This is a genomic window from Micromonospora mangrovicola (genome assembly GCF_047200535.1).
Classification (GTDB): domain Bacteria; phylum Actinomycetota; class Actinomycetes; order Mycobacteriales; family Micromonosporaceae; genus Micromonospora.
The window spans coordinates 1-20,066 of the sequence record NZ_JBJZOG010000073.1 but is presented as its reverse complement, the minus strand read 5'-3'; the positions used below and the strand labels follow the sequence as shown (position 1 = coordinate 20,066).

The following is a 20,066-nucleotide window of genomic DNA, read 5'->3' as shown; positions in this document are numbered from 1 at the left end:
GCAGGAATGATCATCGCCGCAGGTGGGGGCCGTCGGATCGGCGGACCCGAGGCGTTGCTGCACCAGGGGGACAAGCCCCTGGTGAGCCGGATGATCGACACCATGGGCGAGGCGGGCTGCGAGCAGATCGTGGTCGTGCTGGGCGCGGCGGCCGAGCAGGTCCGCCAGACCGCCGACCTGACCGGGGCCACCGTGGTGGTCAACCGGGCGTGGGGGACCGGGGTGGGCTCCTCGATCCGGGCCGGTCTCGCCGCGCTGACCGACCAGGGAATCGAGGCGGTCGTCGTGGTGCCGGTCGACATGCCCGGGCTCACCGCCGCCGCGATCCGTCGGGTGGTCGCGCTGCCCTACCCGGACGTGCTGGTCTGCGCCACCTACGACGGTCTGCGCGGCTACCCGATGCTGTTCGGACGCCGGCACTGGTCCGGCATCGCGACCCTGGCCAGCGCCGACGTCGGCGCCCGGCCGTACCTGCTGGCGCACAAGAACCAGATCGTGGACATCTCCTGCGACACCGTGGCCGACGGCAGCCGGATCGACAGCCCCGAACTGATGGCGCTCTACGGCCTCAGCATCCCCGAGCAGCGGGTCGGCGCCTGACCGCCGAGGTCACCGCCGACCCTCGATCGGCGCCGAGGCGGCCCGCTCAGCGGCTGGCCGCGGGGATGGGCTCGGCATCCAGACCGGCTGGTCTGGATGCAGGACGCCTACCGGATCGGCCCGGGTGACGTGGTGCTGCAGAAGACGCCGTACACCTTCGACGTGTCGGTGCGGGAGCTGCTCTGGCCGTTCCTCACCGGCGCCACCCTGGTGACGGCACCACCGCAGGCGCACCGCGACCCGCAGGAGATGGTCGAGGTCATCGCCCGGGAGTCGGTGACCACCGCCGGGTTCTCGGGCACCGTCGCCGGCGGCCCCGGCCGGTAGGCTGCCCGCGATGACCCGCCCGCCGCTCGACCTCGTCCCCGCCGACGTGCCGGCGCACCCGCTGACCCACAACCCGCTCAACGGGGTGACCGGCGGCATCTGGCGGACCCGGCGGGACGGCCGGCCGGCGGTGCTCAAGCTGATCACGCCGCCTGCGGGCGGCGCCGGCCCGGCGCACTGGGCGGCGGGCGCCGACCCCGGTCACTGGAACTACTGGCGGCGCGAGGTCGAGGCGTACCGCAGCGGGCTGGCCGCCACCGCGTGGGCCGGTGCCGGCCTGGTCGCGCCCGACGTGCTGGCGGCCGAGGAGCGGCCGGACGGCACGGTCGCGCTCTGGCTGGCCGACGTGGCCGGCCGGCCGGGCACGTCGGCCGGCGTCGACGACTTCGCCGAGCTGGCCCGCCGGCTCGGCGCCGCGCAGGCCGGCTGGCTGGGCCGGGCCGGCGAGCTGTCCCGCCACGACTGGCCGGCCCGGGACTGGCTGCCGGTGATGCTCAACCGGGCCGGCGGCGCCACCGGCCAGACCTACGACCGCCGCGACGAGGCCGCGATGTTCGCCGGCCGGGCGCCGGTGCTGGCGTTGCTCGCCGCCTGGGCGGACGAGTCGCTGCGCTGACCCTCAGGCGTCCGGCAGCCGGTTCGACGTGGCCAGCCGCCGGTACCAGTGGGCGCTGTCCTTCCAGGTCCGGGCGAGGGTGTCGTAGTCGACGCGGATGATGCCGAATCGCCGGTCGTAGCCGTACCCCCACTCGAAGTTGTCCATCAGGGACCAGACGAAGTACCCCCTGACGTCGGCGCCGGCCGCCATCGCGTCGCCGACCGCCCCGATGTGCCGGCGCAGGTAATCCACTCGCCGGTCGTCGTGGACCGCGCCGTCCGGCGCGACCACGTCGTCGAACGCCGCGCCGTTCTCCGTGATCATCAACGGCTGGCCGGGGTGCTCCCGGTGCAGCCGCAGCAGCAGCTCGGTCATCCCGCCGGGGTCGATGTTCCAACCCATCGCGGTGTGCGGCCCGGGTTGGGGCAGGAAGTCGACGTCGTCGGCCCCCACCCACGGCGTGTGGGCCGACTCGCCGTGCCCGTCCGCGTCCGAGCGGGGCGACACCCCGTCCCAGGCGCGGACCAGCGTGCTGGAGTAGTAGTTGACCCCGAGCACGTCCAGCGGCACCGCGGCGGCCTCCTCGTCGCCGTCGCGCACGAACGACCAGTCGGTGACCGCGACGGTGTCGGCGAGCAGGTCCGCCGGGTACGCCCCGACCAGCATCGGTCCGAGGAACGCCCGGTTGGCGAGCGCGTCGATCCGGCGTACCGCGTCGTGGTCGGCCGCCGAGTCCGATGCCGAGCGGACCACGTGCAGGTTCAGCGTGACCGAGAGCCGGGCCGCCGGGGCGAGGTCGCGGATCACCCGGCCGGCGAGGCCGTGCGCCAGGTTCAGGTGGTGCACGGCGGCCAGCGCGGCGGCCGGTTCCGTGCGTCCCGGCGCGTGCACCCCCGAGGCGTAGCCGAGGTACGCCGAGCACCACGGCTCGTTGAGCGTGGTCCAGGTGTGCACCCGGTCGCCGAGTGCCCCCACGATCCCGGCGGCGTAGTCGGCGAACCGGAGGGCGGTGTCCCGCGCCGGCCAGCCGCCCGCGTCCTCCAGTTCCTGCGGCAGGTCCCAGTGGTAGAGCGTCGCCACCGGCTGGATTCCCAGCTCCAGCAGCCGGTCGACCAGCCGCGAGTAGAAGTCGACTCCCACCGGGTTGACCGGGCCCGAGCCGCCCGGCTGCACCCGGGGCCAGGAGATCGAGAACCGGTACGCGTCGAGCCCGAGCGCGGTGAGCTGGTCCAGGTCCTCCGCCCAGCGGTGGTAGTGGTCGGCCGCCACGTCGCCGGTGTCCCCGTTGCGGGTGCGTCCCGGCGTGTGGCTGTAGGTGTCCCAGATGGACGGCCCCCGGCCGCCCTCCCTCGCCGCGCCCTCGATCTGGTACGCCGCCGTCGCGGAGCCCCAGACGAAGCTCTCCGGGAACCTGAACCCGCTCATTCCGCCACCTCCACGACGTGCCTTGACGAAGCGCCCGCCACCAGTTCGGCGTCGGCCCGACCGTCCTCATATCGCACTTCGAACTCGGCTCCGGCGCCACGGCCCGGCGCGGGAATCCTGACCCGGGTCCGCTGCCCAGGCACCGGCGCGAACAGCCGCAGCCGTACGTCGTCCGCCCAGGCATAGTCGGGCCGGTCCTCGACCGCACCGAACGGGATGACCGCGCCGGGCCGGGCGAGCACCGGCACGCTGTCGAAGTCGTGCTTCTCCGTCACCCAGCCCGGGCCGGTGACCTGCGCGCCGCTGAGCAGGTGGGTCCAGGTGCCGGCCGGCACGTAGTAGGTCACCTGCCCGTCGGCGCTCAGCACGGGCGCCACCAGCACGTCCGGGCCGAGCATGTACTGCCGGTCCAGGTACGGGGCGGTCGGGTCGTCCGGGAAGTCCAGGATCATCGGGCGCATCATCGGCACCCCGTCGCGGTGCGCCTCCTCGGCCGTCGCCGCGAGGTACGGCATCAGGCTCAGCTTGAGCCGGGTGAAGCGGCGCAGCACGTCGACCGCCTCGTCGTCGTACGCCCACGGCACCCGGTACGACCCGGAGCCGTGCAGCCGGGAGTGCGAGGAGAGCAGGCCGAAGGCGATCCACCGCTTGAACACCGCCGGGTCCGGGGTGCCCTCGAATCCGCCGATGTCGTGGCTCCAGTACCCGAACCCGGACGCGGCCAGCGACAGCCCGCCCCGCAGCGACTCGGCCATCGCGACGAAGGTGGACTCGCAGTCGCCGCCCCAGTGCACCGGGAACTGCTGCCCGCCGGCCGTGGCCGACCGGGCGAACAGCACCGCCTCACCCGCGCCGCGCTCGGCCTCCAGCAGCTCGAAGACGGTCCGGTTGTAGAGGTACGCGTAGTAGTTGTGCATCCGCTGCGGGTCGGCGCCGTCGTGCCACACCACGTCGGTCGGGATGCGCTCGCCGAAGTCGGTCTTGAAGCAGTCGACGCCCATGTCGAGCAGCACCTTGAGCTTGCCTGCGAACCAGCGGGCCGCGTCCGGGTTGGTGAAGTCGACCAGCGCCATGCCGGCCTGCCACTTGTCCCACTGCCAGACCGAGCCGTCCGGGTTGCGGACCAGGTAGCCGGCCCGCCGGCCCTCCTCGAACAGGTACGACCGCTGGGCGATGTACGGGTTGATCCAGACGCAGACCTTCAGCCCGCGCTCGTGCAGCCGGCGCAGCATGCCCTGCGGGTCGGGGAAGGTCTCCGGGTCCCAGACGAAGTCGACCCAGTGGAACTGGCGCATCCAGAAGCAGTCGAAGTGGAAGACCGACAGCGGCAGGTCCCGCTCGGCCATCCCGTCGATGAACTCGGTCACCGTCTTCTCGTCGTACTGGGTGGTGAACGAGGTGGACAGCCACAACCCGTACGACCACGCCGGCACCCGCGCCGGCCGGCCGGTCAGCGCGGTGTACCGGCGCAGCACGTCCTTCGGGCTGGGGCCGTCGATCACGTGGTAGGTCAGCGACTGCCCTGCCACGCTGAACTGGGTCTGCGACACCACCTCCGAGCCGACCTCGAAGGAGACCAACTCCGGATGGTCCACGAAGACCCCGTACCCGGCGTTGCTGAGATAGAACGGCACGTTCTTGTACGCCTGTTCGCTGGCCGTGCCGCCGTCGGCGTTCCAGATGTCCACGCGCTGGCCGTTCTTGACCCATGGGCCGAACCGCTCGCCGAGACCGTGGATCGTCTCGCCGACGCCCAGCGCCAGCCGCTCGTGCACGTACTTGCGACCCTCGGCGTCGGTGACGATGCCGATGCTGCGCTCGGTGGAGGAGGTGACCAGCCGGTCACCGCGCAGGAAGTCGACCCGCCAGGGCCCGACCAGCGCGACCCGCGCGGTCAGCTCGCCGCTGGTGAGCCGCGCGGTGACCCCGGTGACCTCCACCTGCACGGGATGGTCGGTGGACTCGGCCAGGGCGAACCGGGGCTGGCGGGGCAGCCCGCCGCTGTGGTGGCCGATGGTCACCCCGATCACGCCGGGCGCCGGGGAGAAGAACCGCACGGTGACCACGGGCCGGTTGAGCGTGTCGCCGCGCCCGGTGATCCGGCCGGTGGGTGCGAAGACGGTGAACCCGCGCTCGTCCGGCTCCACCGACTCGACCGTGCCGGGGCGCAGCACGCTGACCCCGGGACGCAGTTGCCAGTACCCGTCGGTGAACTTCACTTCTCGGCTCCCGCCGTGATGCCGCGCGCCAGGGTGCGCTGGAAGATGAGGAAGAACAAGATCGCCGGGACGAGGCTGAGCAGCGCGCCGGCGTTGGTGGTCGGGGCGTCCATCAGCCGGTCGCCCTGCAGCGAGGCGAGCGCGACCGGGACGGTCTGGGTCTGGTTGTCGATGAGCATGACCAGGGGGATGAGGAACTCGTTCCAGGTCCAGATGAAGAAGAAGACGAGCAGCACCGAGAGGGTGGGACGCAGGTTGGGCAGCACCACCCGCCACAGGATCCGCCACTTGCCGGCGCCGTCCAGCGCCGCCGCCTCCAGCAGCGGTCGGGGGAAGGTGCCGAGCACCGAGGCGAGCAGGTAGGTGCCGAACGCGCTCTGGACGACCGTGAAGATGATGATCACGGCGAGTCGGGTGTTGTAGAGCCCCGCCTCCTTGGCGAAGTGGTAGAGCGGGTAGATCAGCGACTCCTGCGGGAGCATGTTGGCCAGCAGGAAGAGGCCGATGATCCAGAGCCGGCCGCGCACCCGGCCGACGCCCAGCGCGTACGCGTTGAGCAGCGACACGACCACCGCGAGCACCGCGACGGAGCCGGAGATGAGGATCGAGTTCCACAGCTTCACCGGGAAGTCGACCTGCTCCCAGTACGTCCGCAGCCCCTTGGTGTAGAACTCCGAAGGCCAGCTCAGCGGGCCGTTGCTCGAGTAGTCCCCGGGCGACTTGAAGGCGTTGAGCAGCATGACTGCGAACGGCACCAGCATGGCCAGCGCCGCGGCGGTGACCAGCGCCAGCACGATCCACCGGCCGGCGCCGCGATGGTGCTGGTCCGGGGCCCGCCGGGCGCGGCGGCCGGTGCTGAGCGTGACCGCCATCAGAGGCCTCCGTCCCGCCGCTCGGCCCGGTTCTGCGCCCGGATGAACAGCACGCTCACCACCACGATGATCAGCGTGAGCACCATCGAGATCGCCGAGCCGTAGCCGACGTGCAGCTTCTTGAAGAACGTGTAGTAGGCGAAGTAGGACGGGACGTTGGTGGCGTTCTCCGGGCCGCCCCGGGTCAACGCGTAGATCGGCCCGAACACCTTCATCGCGGCGATGGTGCAGGTCAGCCCGACCACGAAGGTCTCCGGTCGGATCTGCGGCAGGGTGATCGCCCGGAACCGGCGCAGCCAGCCGGCGCCGTCGAGCTCGGCCGCCTCGTAGAGTTCCGGGTCGACCCGCTCCAGCGCCGCCATGAAGACGACCACCGGGTAGCCGATCTGCACCCAGATCATCACCGCCATCACCGCGGGCAGCGCGGTGTCCGGGTCGCCGAGCCAGTCGTGGCGCAGCGCGCCGAGCCCGACCGTGTCGAGCAGCCCGTTGAAGGCGCCGTCGGGCCGCAGGATCCAGCCCCAGACGATGCCGGCGACGACGACCGGCAGCACCTGCGGCAGGTAGAAGGCGGCGCGCAGGGCGGCGGCGGTGCGGGGCCGGAACCGGCGGCCGATGGTGTCGAAGAGCACCGCGGCCAGCACCAGTCCGACGAGGGTGGGCAGCACCACCATCGCGACGATCATCGCAAGGGTGTTCTGGAACGAGGTCCAGAACACGTCGTCGTGCAGCAGGTTCCGGTAGTTGTCCAGGCCGATGTAGGTGGGCTCGCCGACGCCGGACCACCGGGTGAGCGAGAGATAGCCGGTGTAGACCAGCGGCCCGCCGATGACGAGCAGGAAGAGCACCGCGCCGGGGAGCAGGTAGAGCCAGTACGCGGCGTCGGGGCGGGACGGGCCGCGGCGCCGTGCGGACGCCGCTGTCGGGGGTGCCTCGGTCGCCGGAGCGACCGCGGTGTCGGGCACTGCCATGGGAGATCCTTCCGCGGCGGGGCGGGCGCGTCGCGTGGCGCGCCCGCCCGCGCCGTCGTCAGCCGCGCTTGATCTCCGCGACGCCGTCCTGGTAGGGCTTGGCGATCGCGTCGAGCACCTGGTCGGGCGACTTGGACTGGTTGATCAGCCCCTGGAAGCCGGAGACGAGGACGTCGTAGTAGCCGGGCACCGGCCAGTCGGGGTAGAAGGCCAGCCCGTCCTGCGCGCTGATCCTGTTGAAGTTCTCGATCAGCTTCCGGTCCTTCGGGTCGCTGATCTTGGCCGGGTCGCCGCCGACCGGTACGCCGCCGTTGTTGCCGATCAGCGCCTGGACCTCGGGGCGCATGGTGATGTCGATGAAGTCGTACGCCAGGCTCTTGGCCTTGCTGCTGGCCGGAACCACCCAGATGTTGCCCGACGAGCCGGCGTTGAGGGTGTTGCCCGGGAAGAGGAAGGTGTCCCAGTTGAACTTGATCTCGCTCTTGAACCGGCCGTACCACCAGCTCCCGGAGACGATCATCGGCGTCTTGCCGGCGATGAACGCGGTGCCCATGTCCTCCGCCTTCGCGCTGGCCGCGTCCTTCGACACGTAGCCCTTGCGCACCCAGTCGGCGAAGGTGTCCGCGCCGTACTTGAGCGGGTCGGCGTGGAAGTCGACCGGGTTCTTGTAGAGCTGGTAGTTGTCCACGAACGCCCGGTCGGCCTTGGCGAGCGCGAGCTGGTAGAAGAGCTGCCCGGCCGGGTACTCCGCGCCGGCCGTGCCCAGCGGGGTGACGCCCTTGCCGACGAAGGTGTCCATCGCCCGGGTCATCTCGTCGAGCGTGCTGGGCACCGCGACGCCGTACTTCGTGAACAGGTCCTTGTTGTAGTAGACCATCACGTACTCGCCGTAGTTCGGCACGCCGTACCAGTTGCCGGAGCCCATCACGCCCTTGTCCGAGTACCGGGCGGTGGTCTGCAGGCTGGGGCTCAGGGCCTTGTCCCAGCCCCGCTTGGTGGCCTCGCCGGTCAGGTCGGTGAGCAGACCCTGCGAGGAGAGCAGGCCGGCGGTGGCGTTGCCCTTGTTGTACTCCATCACGTCCGGGCCCTCGGACGAGTTGATGATCATGCCGGCGTTCTGCTGGATCTGCTCGAACGCCTTGCGCTCGAAGCGCACCTCCACGCCGGGATGCTCCTGCTTGAAGATCTCGATCGCCCTGTCCCAGGCGACCCCCATCGCGCTGTTAGCGCTCTCGTAGTGCCAGAGCTTGAGGGTCTTGGCCCCGCCGCCGTCCCCGCCGTCGTCGCCGCCGCAGGCGGTCAGGTTGGTCGCCGCGAGCGCGGCCAGCACGGCCACGGCGGCGACTCTCCGGAGTCGCTGCATTGCTAGTCTCCTTGGTGAGTATCGAGCCGGTACTCCGCTAGGCCCGTCGCCGCGTGGCAGCGCGGCGACGGGCTGTTTCCTCGGTACGGTCCGGGGCCGGCCTGGCAGGACCGGCGCCGGTGGTGCTGTCGCCACCCGCCGCGCGGGGCGGCCCGCTCGAACCGCGAACCTCCAACGCGCAGGGCAGCAGTTGCTGGTGGATCTCGCCGCTGTCGGCCTCGAGGTGCCGCAGCAGCGTCTCGACCGCGGTCCGGCCCAGCGCCGAACCGGGTGAGGTCATGGTGGTCAGCGCCGGGGTGGCCAGCTCGGCCACCTGCGGCGAGGTGACCATCGATACGACGGAGACGTCCCCGGGCACGGTCAGGCCCCGGCCGGCCAGCTCGCCGAGGATGCCGAAGACCGCGCTCTCGTTCATGGCGAGCACGGCGGTCAGGTCGCGGGCCCGCGTGAACGCGCTGGCGATCGCCGCCCGCCCGCCGGCCGCGCTGTCCTCGGCGGGGATCATCAGCGGCTCCAGGCCGTGCGCGGCCATCGCCGCCGCGAAGGCGTCCCGGGTGCGCAGTGCCGGGCCGTAGCCGTCGTCGATCGCCGTGGCCGAGTGGTTGACGTAGACGATGCGGCGGTGGCCGAGGTCGACCAGGTGGTCGACGGCTTCGCGCACCGTCCGGTCGAAGTCGATGTCGACGTACGACAGGCCGGCGGGGTCCTCGGTGCGGCCGATCAGGGCCAGCGGCACACCGACCTCCTGGAGGACGGCCACCCGGGGATCGGCCAGCTGCACCTCCATCAGCAGCGCGCCGTCGAGCATCCGCTGGCTGGCGAGGCGGCGCAGCTCGTCGAGGTCGTTGACGCCGACCGGGGAGAGGACCAGGTGGTAGCCGGCGGCGCTGGCCGCGGCGGCGGCGCCGGTGACGAAGGCGGTCTCGGTGGCGCCGAGGCCGCGCTCGTCCATCGGTAGCAGCAGGCCGAGGATGCGGCTGCGCCGGCTGGCCAGCCCGCGGGCCATCGCGTTGGGCTGGTAGTCCAGCTCAGCCATGGCGGCGAGGACCTTGTCCCGAGTCGCCTGGGAGATCGGCCGGGCGCCGGTGAGCACGTACGACACGGTGCTGACCGACACCCGGGCGCGGCGGGCGACGTCCTGCATGGTGGCCATCCCGCACCTCCTCCGGCGGACCCGGGCACGCCCCGGGAGTGTCGTCGAAGCGCTTCGACGAAGCGTTTCGACAGACGGTAGGTCACGTGTTACACGCACGTCAATAGTCGATGACAAGAACGCGTCGGGACCGGTGGCCCGGGCCCGACCTCAGCCCGCCGTCAGGCCGAACAGCGCGGCCGCGTTGCCCCAGCAGACCGCCCGCAGCCAGTCGTCGCCGAGGTTGAGCCCGGCCAGCCCGGTCAGCTGCTCCAGGTACGGGTAGGGAATGTTCGGGAAGTCACTGCCCAGCAGCACCTTGCCGGCCAGCCCCAGCTCCCGCAGCCGGGGCAGCTCCGCCGCCGGGAACGGCACGGCGGCGTCGAAGAACGAGGTGAACACCATGGTGGTGTCCAGCCGGACCCGCTCGTGGGTCGAGGCCAGGTCGAGGAACTCGGCGTAGTCCGGGGCGCCCAGGTGCGCCACGACCGCGGCCAGCCCGGGATGGCGGCCGAGCAGCGCGGCGAACGGCGCCGGTCCGGTGTGGGCGGTGCCCACCGGGGCGTGCCCGGCGTGCACCACCACCGGCACGCCGGCCTCGGCCAGCAGCCCCCAGACCGCGTCCAGCGCCGGGTCGGTCGGCAGGAAGCCGCCCACCTGGAAATGGACCTTGAACACCCGCGCCCCGGCGCCCAGCGCCTCCGCGACGTAGCCGGGCGCCCCGGGCTCGGGGAAGAAGGTGGCCGAGGGCAGGCAGCCGGGGGTGCGCGCCGCGAAGTCCAGCGTCCACCGGTTCAGCGACTCCGCCATCCCCGGCCGGTGCGGGTACGCCAGCGCGGTGAACGCCCGTACGCCGAGCCGGCGCAGGTGCGCCACTCGGGCCTCGTCGTCCCAGCGGTACCGGATCGGCCACTCCCGGCCGACCAGCGGCCCCGCCGTGTCGAAGTACGCCCACACCTTCCGCAGCAGCCGGGGCGGGAGGAAGTGGGTGTGCACGTCGGCGAGCCCGGGCAGCCCGAGCCGCCGCCAGAACCCGGGCACCGCCGCGTCCTCGGCCGGCGGTCGGTCCTGTCCCGTCGGCCCGTCTCCCACCGCTGTCACATCTCGATGTTGAACCGGTGCAGCACGGACGGCGCGACCAGCCCCACCGCGGCGAGCACCGCGAGGATCGTCATCGCCATCCGCAGCACGACCGTCTCGGCCTTGCTGCCGGTGCGCAGCGCGATGCTGTTCGGCAGGCCGATCATGGTCCACATCCGTCGCTTGATCGGGATGGGCCAGAGGATCGGCACCCCGGCCCGGGTGATCATGTCGCCGAGGATGTGCACGAAACAGCCCACCCCGACGGCGGTGCCGATCAGCGGATAACCCCGGTCGCCGGGCAGGTTGGCGAAGGTGTACCAGGCGGCGGCGGCCGAAGCCAGGGTGACGATGACCCAGCCGGCCCGCTCGGCCCACTCGTCGAACAGCCCGCGCAGCGCCAGCCCGATCATGAAGAACAGGATGCTGACCACCGCCCACTTGCCGAAATGGGCGCAGAGCGCGGTGGTGCCCCAGCCCACCAGGATGGTGAACGGGATGGTGTGGGTCAGCGTCCGGTGGCCGTTGTTGCGGCGCGGATCCTTACTGAGCTTCGTGGCGTAGTAGACACCCAGCGAGATCTTCTCCATCACCTCGGCGACGAAGAGGCTGAACACGCCGAAGGTCCGGGCCACGGTGGCCCCGCCCTGGTTACGGGTCACCTTGCCGGACAGGTCGAGGTCGGGGAAGAGCGCCCCGCCCGCGCACACCGCGGTGCCCACCGCCAGCGCCAGCGGCGTCTGGTGGTAGCCGGCGAACTGGTCCAGTGCCCAGGAGCCGGTCAGCCACACCGCCGCGCCGGACAGCGCGTGGGATGGTCCCATCATCTCGGCTCGCCCTCCCCAGAGATCTTGATCGACAAAACTACGCCACTGTAGTCAAGCCTTCGGGTCGTGGGGCATCACCCGGACGGTCCACTGCGGAGGCCGTCCCGAGCCCGCCCCCGGCCACCGGCCGATCAGCAGGGAGTATGCCGGTGCGTAGCGGCGCGTCGGGCGATCCTGCCGGTGTCGGGGCCCCGGGGTCGTCAGCCGGCCGAGCGGGTGGAGCCGGCCGGCCGGAAGCTCCGCCGGATCATGGTCAACTGACCTGCGGCGGCCGCCCAGTCGACGTCCGGGGTGGTCCAGCCGAGGGTCCAGCCGGCGGCGTCGCCGGGCAGCACCCGCAGGGCGTGCAGCCGCTCCCCGTACGGTGCGGTCCAGCGGCACTCCCACTCGGCGTCCCCGCCGACCGCGGCGAGCCGCACCTGCTGGTAGCCGGGCAGCCGGCCGCTCTCGGTCAGGCTCCCTTCGGCCGCCCGCAGCTGGTCCACCGGTGCCGCCCCGCCGGGCGACGGCTCGACACCGAGGATCCGGCGGTTGACCGGATCCTGGAAGCAGGTGGCGCTCCCGGACCGCAGGTACCGCCAGCCGGCCGGCACGGCGATCCGGAAGCTCGCGGCGTCGCCGTACCAGACCCAGCCGGCCGGCAGGGTGGTGTCCCCGCCGGCGGGCGGCGAACCCGCGGGTACCGGATCGCCGGCCACGTCGGGCCGGATGCAGGGGAAGGGCGGAGGTGGCACCCCGTGCCCGTCCGGCGGCGGGCCGGGCGGCCCGGGCTCGTGCTCCCACGGCTCGCCCGGCCGTCCGTGCGGGTCTCCCGCCGCGTCGACGCCCAGCCCGCCGTGGTCGTCGACCACGGCCAGGGCGGTGCCGACCCCGGCGGCCACGGCCAGCACCAGCGCCCCCACCACGAGCCCCCAGTGGCGCACCGCCGCGCGGCGGTGCTGCCACGCGGGGGAGGGGGCGCCGTCGCCGCCCGCGATCGCGGCGGCCGCACCGGGGGCGGCGGCGCCCGGCAGCCCGAGCGTGTCGTCCCCGTCGGCCGGGGACGGCGGGGCGCCCGGTTGCGCGGCCCGGCTCCACGCCCGCGCGGCGGCGGCCGGCGGCACGACCTCCGGGTAACCGCCCTCGGGCGGTGGCACCGGGGACGATCCGGTGCTGTCCCAGGTCGGCCCGACGACGCCCGGCCCGGGCGCAACCCCGGTGCCCGGACCGGCGGCGGCGACCGCGAGCAGCCGGGCCGCGTCGTCGTGGCGGAGCCGGTGGCGCGGGTCGCGGCGCAGCAGCCCGACCAGCACCGGCTCCAGCGGGCCGGCGTGCGGCGCCGGGTCCGGCGGCTGGCTGGCCAGCGCGGTGAGCGTGGCCATCGCGGTGCTGCGTGCGTACGGTGAACGGCCCTCCACGGCGGCGTGCAGGGTGGCGCCCAGCGACCAGAGGTCCGCCTCGACGCTGGATACCCCCTCGGCGGCGCGTTCCGGGGCCACGTACTGCGGGGAGCCCAGCACCAGCCCGGGCCGGGTCATCATGCCGTCGCCGCCGTCGAAGACGGCCAGCCCGAAGTCGGTCAGCAGCACTCGGTCGTCCCGGGCCAGCAGCACGTTCGCCGGCTTGACGTCGCGGTGCAGCACCCCGGCGTCGTGCGCGGCGCGCAACGCGGCCAGCACCGCCAGCCCGATGCCGGCCGCCCGCCGGGGGGTCACGGGCCCGTCGTCGTCCATGATCTCCTGCAGCGACCGGGACGGGACGTACTCCATGACCAGCCACGGGTCGTCGTCGACCCGGACCACGTCGTAGACCCGGACCACGTTGGGATGGCTGAGCCGGGCCGCCGTCCGGGCCTCGCGCAGCGTACGGGCGCGCAGCTCGTCCCGCTCATGCGCGGCCAGCCAGTTGGGCGGCACCACCTGCTTCACCGCCACCTCGCGGTGCAGCATCTCGTCCCGGGCCCGCCAGACCCGGCCCATGCCCCCGCGTCCGACCAGCTCGAGCAGGCGGTACCGGCCGGCGATCATTACCTGCTGCACCGCACTCCTTACCGCTGGTGGAGGTCCACAATAACCAACGGATCGGACATCACCTATCGCCCGTCGGTGCGGCGCGGCTCAGCCCGCGGCCCCGGTGAGCAGATTTCCGTCCGGAATGGCGACGGCGGATCGGCCATCGGCCAGCTGGGCGGCGGCCCGCCGGGCCTGGAAGGCGCCGTGTTCCCGGCGGGCCGCGGCGTAACTGCCGGCGGTGCGGGCGGCGATGCTGGCCCAGCCGTACCGCTCGGCGACCATGGTGCGGGCCCGGCGGGCCACCCGGCGGGCGAAGATCTCGTCGCCGAGCAGCCGGTCGACCGCGCCGGCCAGCGCGTCCGGGTCGCTGTGCGGGAAGGTCACCCCGGTGATGCCGGGCTCGACGATCTCGGCGAGCCCGCCGGTGCTGGCCACCGCGAGCGGCGCCCCGGCGGCGGCCGCCTCCAGGGCGATCATGCCGAACGGTTCGTAGAGGCTGGGGACGACGGTGGCGTCGGTGGCGGCGAGCACCGCCGGGAGCTGGGCGGAGTCCATGAAGCCGGCGAACCGGACCGTCCCGGCGAGGTGCAGCCGCCCCGCCTGGTCGACCAGCTCCGCCTTGTACGGGCCGTCGCCGGCGATCACGACGCGCAGCCCGGGGTGCCGGTCCCGCAGGTACGGCACGGCGTGCACCAGGTGCTGTACGCCCTTCTCGTAGACCAGCCGGCCGGCGTACCCGATCAGCGGGCCGTCACCGGCGAACCGGGCCCGGGCGGCGGCCACCGCGCGGGGACGGGCGTGCCAGGCCCGGTCGTCGACCCCGTTGGGCACCACGTCGATCCGTCCGGCCGGTACGTCGAACAGCCGCGTCACCTGGTCGCGCATGTAGCCGGAGCAGGCGATCACCCGGGCCGAGGCGTTGCTCAGCCAGTGTTCGACGCCGTGGATGGTGCGGTTCATCTCCTCGGGCAGCCAGCCCTGGTGCCGGCCCGCCTCGGTGGCGTGGATGGTGGTGACCAGCGGCCGGGAGAGGTGCTCGGCGAGGGTGACGGCGGTGTGTGCGACGAGCCAGTCGTGGGCGTGGATGACGTCGTGGTCGCCGGTCTCGGCGGCGCGCAGGGCGGCTCGGGTGAGGGTGTGGTTGAAGGCCATGGTCCAGGCGAGCAGGCTGCTGGTGGCGAGGGGGAAGCGGACGGGGTCCTCGGCGGCGCGGACGATGCGTACGCCGTCGGCGTACTCCTCCAGGGGTGCGCCCTCGGTGTGGCGGGTGACGACGGTGACCTGGTGGCCGGCGGCGGCCAGGGCGACGGAGAGGGCGTGCACGTGGCGGCCGAGGCCACCGACGAGCACCGGCGGGTACTCCCAGGAGAGGATCAGCACCCGCTGGTGCCGGGCGGGCTGGATGTCGATCACTTCGGCCTCAGCTGACATGCGGCCCCCTTTGAGTTGTGTCTCCCACCCCGCGCGACGCACCGCGCCGGGTGCGCCGTGGGGTCGCAGCCCATCCTGCCGAGCGGTCGATAACCAGCGGCGACGCGCCGGTTGCCGGTCTGTAACGCGCTACCGGCGGGGCCGGCGGACGCGCAACAGCTCGGCGACCGACCAGGCCTGGAACGGGCAGCCGGTGGCCGGGTGCGGGGCGAGCCCGTCGGCCGTCTCGCTCACCGAGCCCAGGCCGAACTCCGTCAGGTGCCCCTCCAGGCCGACCAGCAGGTCGTCGACCGGCAGCCCGGCCCGGCGGTACGCGTCGACGAACGGCCCGATCAGCCACGGCCAGACCGTGCCCTGGTGGTAGCCGGCGTCCCGGTCGGCCGGCCCGCCCCGGTGGTGGCCGACGAAGCCGGGCGAGTCGGGGGAGAGGCTGCGCGGCCCGAGCGGGGTGAACAACCCCTCGGCCACCCGGCGCAGGGTGGCCCCGTCCGGCTCCAGCGGGGCGTACGGCAGGGACCAGGCGAGCAGCTGGTTGGGGCGGAGCAGGTCGTCGTCGTGGCGCACGGCCCCGCCGAGCGGATACGCCGGCGCGGGCGCGTCCAGCACGTCGTGCAGCCAGCCCGCCGGTGCCGGGAACCGCTCCCGGAACGAGGCGGCCGCCTGCGCGTGCCGCGCCCGCAGCGCGGCGGCGTCCCGGCCAGTTCGCTCGGTCAGCTCGGCGAGCCCGGCCAGCCCGCTGATCCAGAGCGCGTTCACCTCGACCGGCTTGCCGGTGCGCGGGGTCACCGGCACCCCGTACACCCGGGCGTCCATCCAGGTGAGCGCCACGTCGGGCGGGCCGCCCTGGGTGAGCAGCCCGTCGGCCGGGTCCACGCCGATGCCGTACCGGGTGCCGGCGACGTGCGCCCGCACCACGGCGTCCAGCGCGGGCAGCAGCTCGGCGCCGAGGTCGGTGTCCCCGGTGACGGTGACGTGTCGGCTCACCGCGTGCAGGAACCACAGCGTGGCGTCGACCGTGTTGTACTCCACCCGGCCGGTGTCGGCGGTGTTCGCCAGCATCCCCTCCGACAGCGTCGCCGCGTACGCCCGCAGCAGCTCCCGGCCCTCGTCGGCGCGGTTCGTGCAGAGGAACAGCCCCTCGTACGAGGTCATGGTGTCCCGGGACCAGGCGCCGAACCACGGGTAGCCGGCCACCACGTCCGGCCCGGTGCCGGCGCGCACCACGAACGCGTCGGCGGCCAGGGCCAGCGTCGCCTCCACCGCGTCGTCCGGCTTGGCCGCGGCCACCACCGACCGGTTCCGCCGCCGGGCCGCTTCGACCAGCGCGGTCGCCTCCGGCGGCTCCTCCGCCAGGTCGTCCGCCCAGGCCAGCACCGACACCGTGGCGCCCGGGGAGTCCAGCGCGCCGGAGAACCGGCCCGCGTACCAGAGGTCCTCGTCCGGGTTGAGGCCGCGCGCCGCCTCCTCCCGATGGTGCACGCCCAGCCACCACTGCCCCTCGGGGGTCCAGTCCGGCCCGGCCAGCCGGTAAGCGCCCTCGATCACCGCGCCGCCGGCCGCCGGCTCCAGGCGGGGAGTCGGCCCGTCGGCGCGGCGCTCGCCGTGCGAGTCCCGCCAGGTGCAGGCCGCCGCCAGCTCCAGCCGGACCGGGCCGCCGGAGATCAGCCGGTGCACCACCGCGACGCAGGACCGGCCGTACGCCATGGCGATCTCCCGCTCGATGACCACGTCGCCGATCCGCCACCGCCAGCGCGGCACCCCGTCGGTCAGGTCGAAGCGTTCGAGCAGCTCGAAGCCGCGCGGGTCGACCACCCCGGAGGACCACTCGTGCGCGCCGAGCCGGACCCGCACGCCGGAGGGGAGGGTCAGCGCCGGATCCAGGCTGACCAGTCCCACCCGGCGGGACGCCGGGGTGTCCCCGGCCGCCACCAGCAGCCCGTGGTAGCGGCGGGTGCGCAGCCCGGCGACGGTGCCCATGGCGTAGCCGCCCCGGCCGTCGGCGACCAGCCACTCCCTGTTCGCGGAGGCGGAGAGTTCGCCGCAGACCTGCGGACCGAACCGAATGTCGATCAACTTTCCTCCACCCCCAGCGAGGTGCGACGGCTCACGGCGACAATGGCCGCTGTGGAGAAGTACCCCGGCGGCGTCGAAGATGTGCAGGTGATCACTGACCGCCCGACCTCCGCGACCCCCGACCCCGAGCGGCACCGGCTCGCCCAGGCCGACGCCGGAGAGCAGGACTGGCGTGCATGGGGTCCCTATCTGTCCGAGCGGGCGTGGGGGACGGTACGGGAGGACTACAGCGAACACGGCACGGCGTGGGACTACTTCCCCCACGATCACGCGCGGTCCCGAGCCTACCGGTGGAACGAGGACGGCATGGCGGGCGTCTGCGACGACCGGCAGACTTTCTGCTTCGCCCTCGCGCTGTGGAACGGGCGCGACCCGATCCTCAAGGAGCGGATGTTCGGCCTCGGCGGCGACGGCGGCAACCACGGCGAGGACGCCAAGGACTACTGGTGGTACGAGGACTCCACCCCCACCCATTCGTGGATGCGCTGGCGCTACCACTACCCGCAGGCCGCCTTTCCGTACGACGAGCTGGTCGCGGTGAACGCGCTGCGCGGCCGGGACGACACCGAGTACGAGCTGGTTGACACGGGGATCTTCGACGACGACCGGTACTGGGCGGTGAGCGTCGACTACGCCAAGGCGTCCCCGACCGACCTGTGCATCCTGATCACCGTCGCCAACCGGGGGGACCGGGACGACACCCTGCACGTGCTGCCGACCCTCTGGTTCCGCAACACCTGGGCCTGGGGTCTGCCCGGCGGGGACCGGGTGCCGAAGCTGGTCGGCGAGGGTTCCCGGCTGGTCGGCGAGCACTGGGTGCTCGGCCAGCTGCTGCTGGAGGGCGAGGGGGAACCCACCCCGCTGCTCTGCGACAACGACACCAACGCCGAGCGGCTCTGGGGGCTGCAAGGGCGCTCGGTGTACCCGAAGGACGGCATCAACGACCACGTGGTCGACGGCGCGGACACGGTCAACCCGGACCGGGAGGGGACCAAGGGCGCGCTGCACTACGTGCTGGACGTGCCGGCCGGTGGCCAGCGGCAGATCCGGCTGCGGCTGACCCGTACCGCCCCGCCCCCGGCGAGCCTCCCGCCGCCCCCGGCCGACCTGGGCGACGACTTCGACGCTGTGCTGTGGGCCCGGCGCGCCGAGGCCAACCGCTTCTTCGACAGCGTCATCCCGTCCGCCGCCACCGCCGACGAGGCCCTCGTCGCCCGGCAGGCCATCGCCGGGCTGATGTGGGGCAAGCAGTTCTACCACTTCGACGTCAAGCGGTGGCTGGAGGGCGATCCGGGTTCGACGCCGCCGCCGGCCGGGCGTCGTCACGGGCGCAACAGCGCCTGGTGGCACATGAACAGCTTCGACGTGATCTCCATGCCCGACCCGTGGGAGTACCCCTGGTACGCGGCCTGGGACCTGGCCTTCCACTGCGTCACCATCGCCCGGGTCGATCCCGGCTTCGCCAAGGAGCAGCTGCTGCTCCTGCTCCGCGAGTGGTACCTGCACCCCAACGGGCAGATCCCCGCGTACGAGTGGGCGTTCGGCGACGTGAACCCGCCGGTGCACGCCTGGGCGGCGCTGAAGGTCTTCGAGATCGACGGTTCCTCCGACCACGAGTTCCTCGCCCGGGTGATGCACAAGCTGCTGCTCAACTTCACCTGGTGGGTCAACCGCAAGGACACCGGCGGCAACAACGTCTTCGAGGGCGGCTTCCTCGGGCTGGACAACGTCGGCCCGTTCGACCGTTCGGCCGCCCTGCCGGTGGCCGGGGTGCTGGAGCAGTCCGACGGCACCGGCTGGATGGCCATGTACGCGCTGAACCTGCTCGACATGGCCATCGTGCTGGCCGAGCACGACCGGGCGTACGTGGACACCGCCACCAAGTTCTTCGAGCATTTCGCGTACATCGCGGCGGCCGCGCACGACCAGGGGTTGTGGGACGCCGAGGACGCCTTCTTCTACGACGTGCTGCGGCTGGCCGACGGCACCAAGGTGCCGCTGAAGGTCCGCTCGGTGGTCGGGCTGCTGCCGCTCGCCGCGGTCACCCGGCTGACGGCGCGGACCCTGCGCCGGCTGCCCGAGCTGGGCGCCCGGCTGCGCTGGTTCCTCACCAACCGGCCTGAGTACGCCGACGTGATCGGCGCCCGGCGGCTCGGCCCCGACGGCCGGCAGCAGCGGCTGCTGTCCATGGTCGGCCCGGAGCAGGTGGTCCGGCTGCTCGCCCGGATGCTGGACCCCGACGAGTTCCTCTCCGACTACGGCCTGCGGACGCTCTCCCGCGCCCACCTGGACAAGCCTTTCGCGGTGACCCTCGGCGGGCAGGAGTTCTGTGTCGGCTACGAGCCGGCCGAGTCGACCAGCGGCCTGTTCGGCGGCAACTCCAACTGGCGCGGCCCGATCTGGATGCCGACCAACTTCCTGCTGATCAGCGCGCTGCGCGACTACGCCGCCTTCTTCGGCGACGATCTCCAGGTCGAGTACCCGACCCGGTCCGGGGTGAAGCGGACCCTGGACCAGGTCGCCGACGACCTCTCCGCCCGGCTGATCGCCCTGTTCACCCGGGACGGCTGGGGCCGGCGGCCGATCTACGGGGCGGCGCAGCTCTTCCAGACCCATCCGGACTGGCGGGACCTGATCGCCTTTCCCGAGTACTTCCACGGCGACAACGGCGCCGGCCTGGGCGCGTGGCACCAGACCGGTTGGACCGCCCTGGTCGCCGACCTCATCCTGACCCTGCGCCGCTGAGCTGCGCAGCGCGGGCCGGGCGGACCTGCGGATCCGGCAGCCGCACCGGCTGACTGACGGATCCCGCATGCCCGAAAAGTGCTCCGGAGATGCTGGCCCGTATATCGCCTGTTCCTAGCCTCAGCCCGTCGTGTCTCCAAGCGACGGAGGGTTACGGGTGAAACGACGAGCACGAGGTCCCCTGATCGGGGGACTGGCGCTGGCCATGGTGGCGACGCTGGGCGGGACAGCGAGCCTGACCGACCAGGACCCCGCGCGCACCGGACAGGTTGCGGGCGATACGAAGGACGCCGCCGGTGGCCTGCTGTCCCGACTCGGCGACGCCGCTCGGGGTCTGGTCAACGGCGGGTCCGGCCGGGCCGCGCCGGAGATCATCAACGCGGGGCTGGCTCGCGACGAGAAGCCGGTGCCC

General features: G+C 73.0%; 16 protein-coding genes. 5 read left to right on the top strand and 11 right to left on the bottom strand.

Annotation, left to right across the window (positions count from 1 at the left end; all coding sequences use genetic code 11):
* Positions 1 to 6: 6 nt before the first annotated feature.
* From ACL02O_RS24360 to ACL02O_RS24350, 3 genes are all read left to right on the top strand, one after another.
* Complete coding sequence (locus tag ACL02O_RS24360) at positions 7 to 600, top strand: nucleotidyltransferase family protein (RefSeq protein ID WP_412820469.1); 594 nt, start codon at positions 7 to 9, stop codon at positions 598 to 600.
* Positions 601 to 696: 96 nt separating this feature from the next.
* Entirely contained in the window at positions 697 to 927 is a 231-nt protein-coding gene (locus ACL02O_RS24355; RefSeq protein WP_412820468.1) for an AMP-binding protein, read from the top strand.
* A gap of 10 nt (positions 928 to 937) precedes the next feature.
* Positions 938 to 1,543 carry a hypothetical protein gene (locus ACL02O_RS24350; protein ID WP_412820467.1) on the top strand — a complete coding sequence of 202 codons (606 nt, stop codon included), beginning with the start codon at positions 938 to 940 and terminating at the stop codon, positions 1,541 to 1,543.
* 3 nt (positions 1,544 to 1,546) lie between these two features.
* On the opposite strand, the gene ACL02O_RS24345 is transcribed toward ACL02O_RS24350, so the two are convergent.
* The 11 genes from ACL02O_RS24345 to ACL02O_RS24295 form a co-directional block, all read right to left on the bottom strand.
* Positions 1,547 to 2,950 (bottom strand): GH1 family beta-glucosidase, encoded by a 1,404-nt coding sequence (locus ACL02O_RS24345; RefSeq protein ID WP_412820466.1) that lies wholly within the window; start codon positions 2,948 to 2,950, stop codon positions 1,547 to 1,549.
* Entirely contained in the window at positions 2,947 to 5,169 is a 2,223-nt protein-coding gene (gene yicI, locus ACL02O_RS24340) for an alpha-xylosidase (RefSeq protein ID WP_412820465.1), read from the bottom strand. Before yicI ends, ACL02O_RS24345 begins: the two co-directional genes overlap by 4 nt.
* The gene (locus tag ACL02O_RS24335) at positions 5,166 to 6,041 is read right to left on the bottom strand and encodes a carbohydrate ABC transporter permease (RefSeq protein ID WP_412820464.1); all 876 of its coding nucleotides are present in this window, start codon (positions 6,039 to 6,041) and stop codon (positions 5,166 to 5,168) included. The genes yicI and ACL02O_RS24335 overlap by 4 nt, the downstream gene beginning before the upstream one ends.
* Positions 6,041 to 7,012: a carbohydrate ABC transporter permease gene (locus ACL02O_RS24330; RefSeq protein WP_412820463.1), complete on the bottom strand. Its 972-nt coding sequence runs from the start codon at positions 7,010 to 7,012 to the stop codon at positions 6,041 to 6,043. The genes ACL02O_RS24335 and ACL02O_RS24330 overlap by 1 nt, the downstream gene beginning before the upstream one ends.
* 58 nt (positions 7,013 to 7,070) lie before the next feature.
* Positions 7,071 to 8,375 (bottom strand): ABC transporter substrate-binding protein, encoded by a 1,305-nt coding sequence (locus ACL02O_RS24325; RefSeq protein ID WP_412820462.1) that lies wholly within the window; start codon positions 8,373 to 8,375, stop codon positions 7,071 to 7,073.
* Positions 8,376 to 8,412: 37 nt separating this feature from the next.
* Positions 8,413 to 9,528: a LacI family DNA-binding transcriptional regulator gene (locus ACL02O_RS24320; RefSeq protein WP_412820461.1), complete on the bottom strand. Its 1,116-nt coding sequence runs from the start codon at positions 9,526 to 9,528 to the stop codon at positions 8,413 to 8,415.
* 150 nt (positions 9,529 to 9,678) lie between these two features.
* The gene (locus ACL02O_RS24315) at positions 9,679 to 10,599 is read right to left on the bottom strand and encodes an amidohydrolase family protein (protein ID WP_412820484.1); all 921 of its coding nucleotides are present in this window, start codon (positions 10,597 to 10,599) and stop codon (positions 9,679 to 9,681) included.
* A 5-nt stretch (positions 10,600 to 10,604) separates the two neighbouring features.
* Positions 10,605 to 11,414, bottom strand: coding sequence for a metal-dependent hydrolase (locus tag ACL02O_RS24310; protein WP_412820460.1), 810 nt, complete (start codon positions 11,412 to 11,414; stop codon positions 10,605 to 10,607).
* Positions 11,415 to 11,614: 200 nt separating this feature from the next.
* Positions 11,615 to 13,432 carry a serine/threonine-protein kinase gene (locus ACL02O_RS24305; protein ID WP_412820459.1) on the bottom strand — a complete coding sequence of 606 codons (1,818 nt, stop codon included), beginning with the start codon at positions 13,430 to 13,432 and terminating at the stop codon, positions 11,615 to 11,617.
* A 78-nt stretch (positions 13,433 to 13,510) separates the two neighbouring features.
* Positions 13,511 to 14,836, bottom strand: a complete 1,326-nt coding sequence (locus ACL02O_RS24300; RefSeq protein ID WP_412820458.1) for a glycosyltransferase family 4 protein — start codon at positions 14,834 to 14,836, stop codon at positions 13,511 to 13,513.
* A gap of 129 nt (positions 14,837 to 14,965) precedes the next feature.
* Entirely contained in the window at positions 14,966 to 16,909 is a 1,944-nt protein-coding gene (locus ACL02O_RS24295; RefSeq protein WP_412820457.1) for an amylo-alpha-1,6-glucosidase, read from the bottom strand.
* Positions 16,910 to 16,951: 42 nt separating this feature from the next.
* Between ACL02O_RS24295 and ACL02O_RS24290 the strand changes: the two genes are divergently transcribed.
* Together ACL02O_RS24290 and ACL02O_RS24285 are read left to right on the top strand one after the other, a co-directional pair.
* On the top strand, positions 16,952 to 19,654 hold the full coding sequence (locus ACL02O_RS24290) for an MGH1-like glycoside hydrolase domain-containing protein (RefSeq protein WP_412820456.1): 2,703 nt from the start codon (positions 16,952 to 16,954) through the stop codon (positions 19,652 to 19,654).
* A gap of 157 nt (positions 19,655 to 19,811) precedes the next feature.
* On the top strand, positions 19,812 to 20,066 hold a 255-nt coding region (locus ACL02O_RS24285), incomplete at its 3' end, for a hypothetical protein (protein WP_412820455.1).

What these genes read in the sequence shown, in the direction of transcription:
- ACL02O_RS24360 (WP_412820469.1), top strand. Translation starts at nt 7, where the DNA reads ATGATCATCGCCGCAGGTGGGGGCCGTCGGATCGGCGGACCCGAGGCG.
- ACL02O_RS24355 (WP_412820468.1), top strand. Translation starts at nt 697, where the DNA reads ATGCAGGACGCCTACCGGATCGGCCCGGGTGACGTGGTGCTGCAGAAG.
- ACL02O_RS24350 (WP_412820467.1), top strand. Translation starts at nt 938, where the DNA reads ATGACCCGCCCGCCGCTCGACCTCGTCCCCGCCGACGTGCCGGCGCAC.
- ACL02O_RS24345 (WP_412820466.1), bottom strand. Translation starts at nt 2,950, where the DNA reads ATGAGCGGGTTCAGGTTCCCGGAGAGCTTCGTCTGGGGCTCCGCGACG.
- ACL02O_RS24335 (WP_412820464.1), bottom strand. Translation starts at nt 6,041, where the DNA reads ATGGCGGTCACGCTCAGCACCGGCCGCCGCGCCCGGCGGGCCCCGGAC.
- ACL02O_RS24330 (WP_412820463.1), bottom strand. Translation starts at nt 7,012, where the DNA reads ATGGCAGTGCCCGACACCGCGGTCGCTCCGGCGACCGAGGCACCCCCG.
- ACL02O_RS24325 (WP_412820462.1), bottom strand. Translation starts at nt 8,375, where the DNA reads ATGCAGCGACTCCGGAGAGTCGCCGCCGTGGCCGTGCTGGCCGCGCTC.
- ACL02O_RS24320 (WP_412820461.1), bottom strand. Translation starts at nt 9,528, where the DNA reads ATGGCCACCATGCAGGACGTCGCCCGCCGCGCCCGGGTGTCGGTCAGC.
- ACL02O_RS24310 (WP_412820460.1), bottom strand. Translation starts at nt 11,414, where the DNA reads ATGATGGGACCATCCCACGCGCTGTCCGGCGCGGCGGTGTGGCTGACC.
- ACL02O_RS24300 (WP_412820458.1), bottom strand. Translation starts at nt 14,836, where the DNA reads ATGTCAGCTGAGGCCGAAGTGATCGACATCCAGCCCGCCCGGCACCAG.
- ACL02O_RS24290 (WP_412820456.1), top strand. Translation starts at nt 16,952, where the DNA reads ATGGCCGCTGTGGAGAAGTACCCCGGCGGCGTCGAAGATGTGCAGGTG.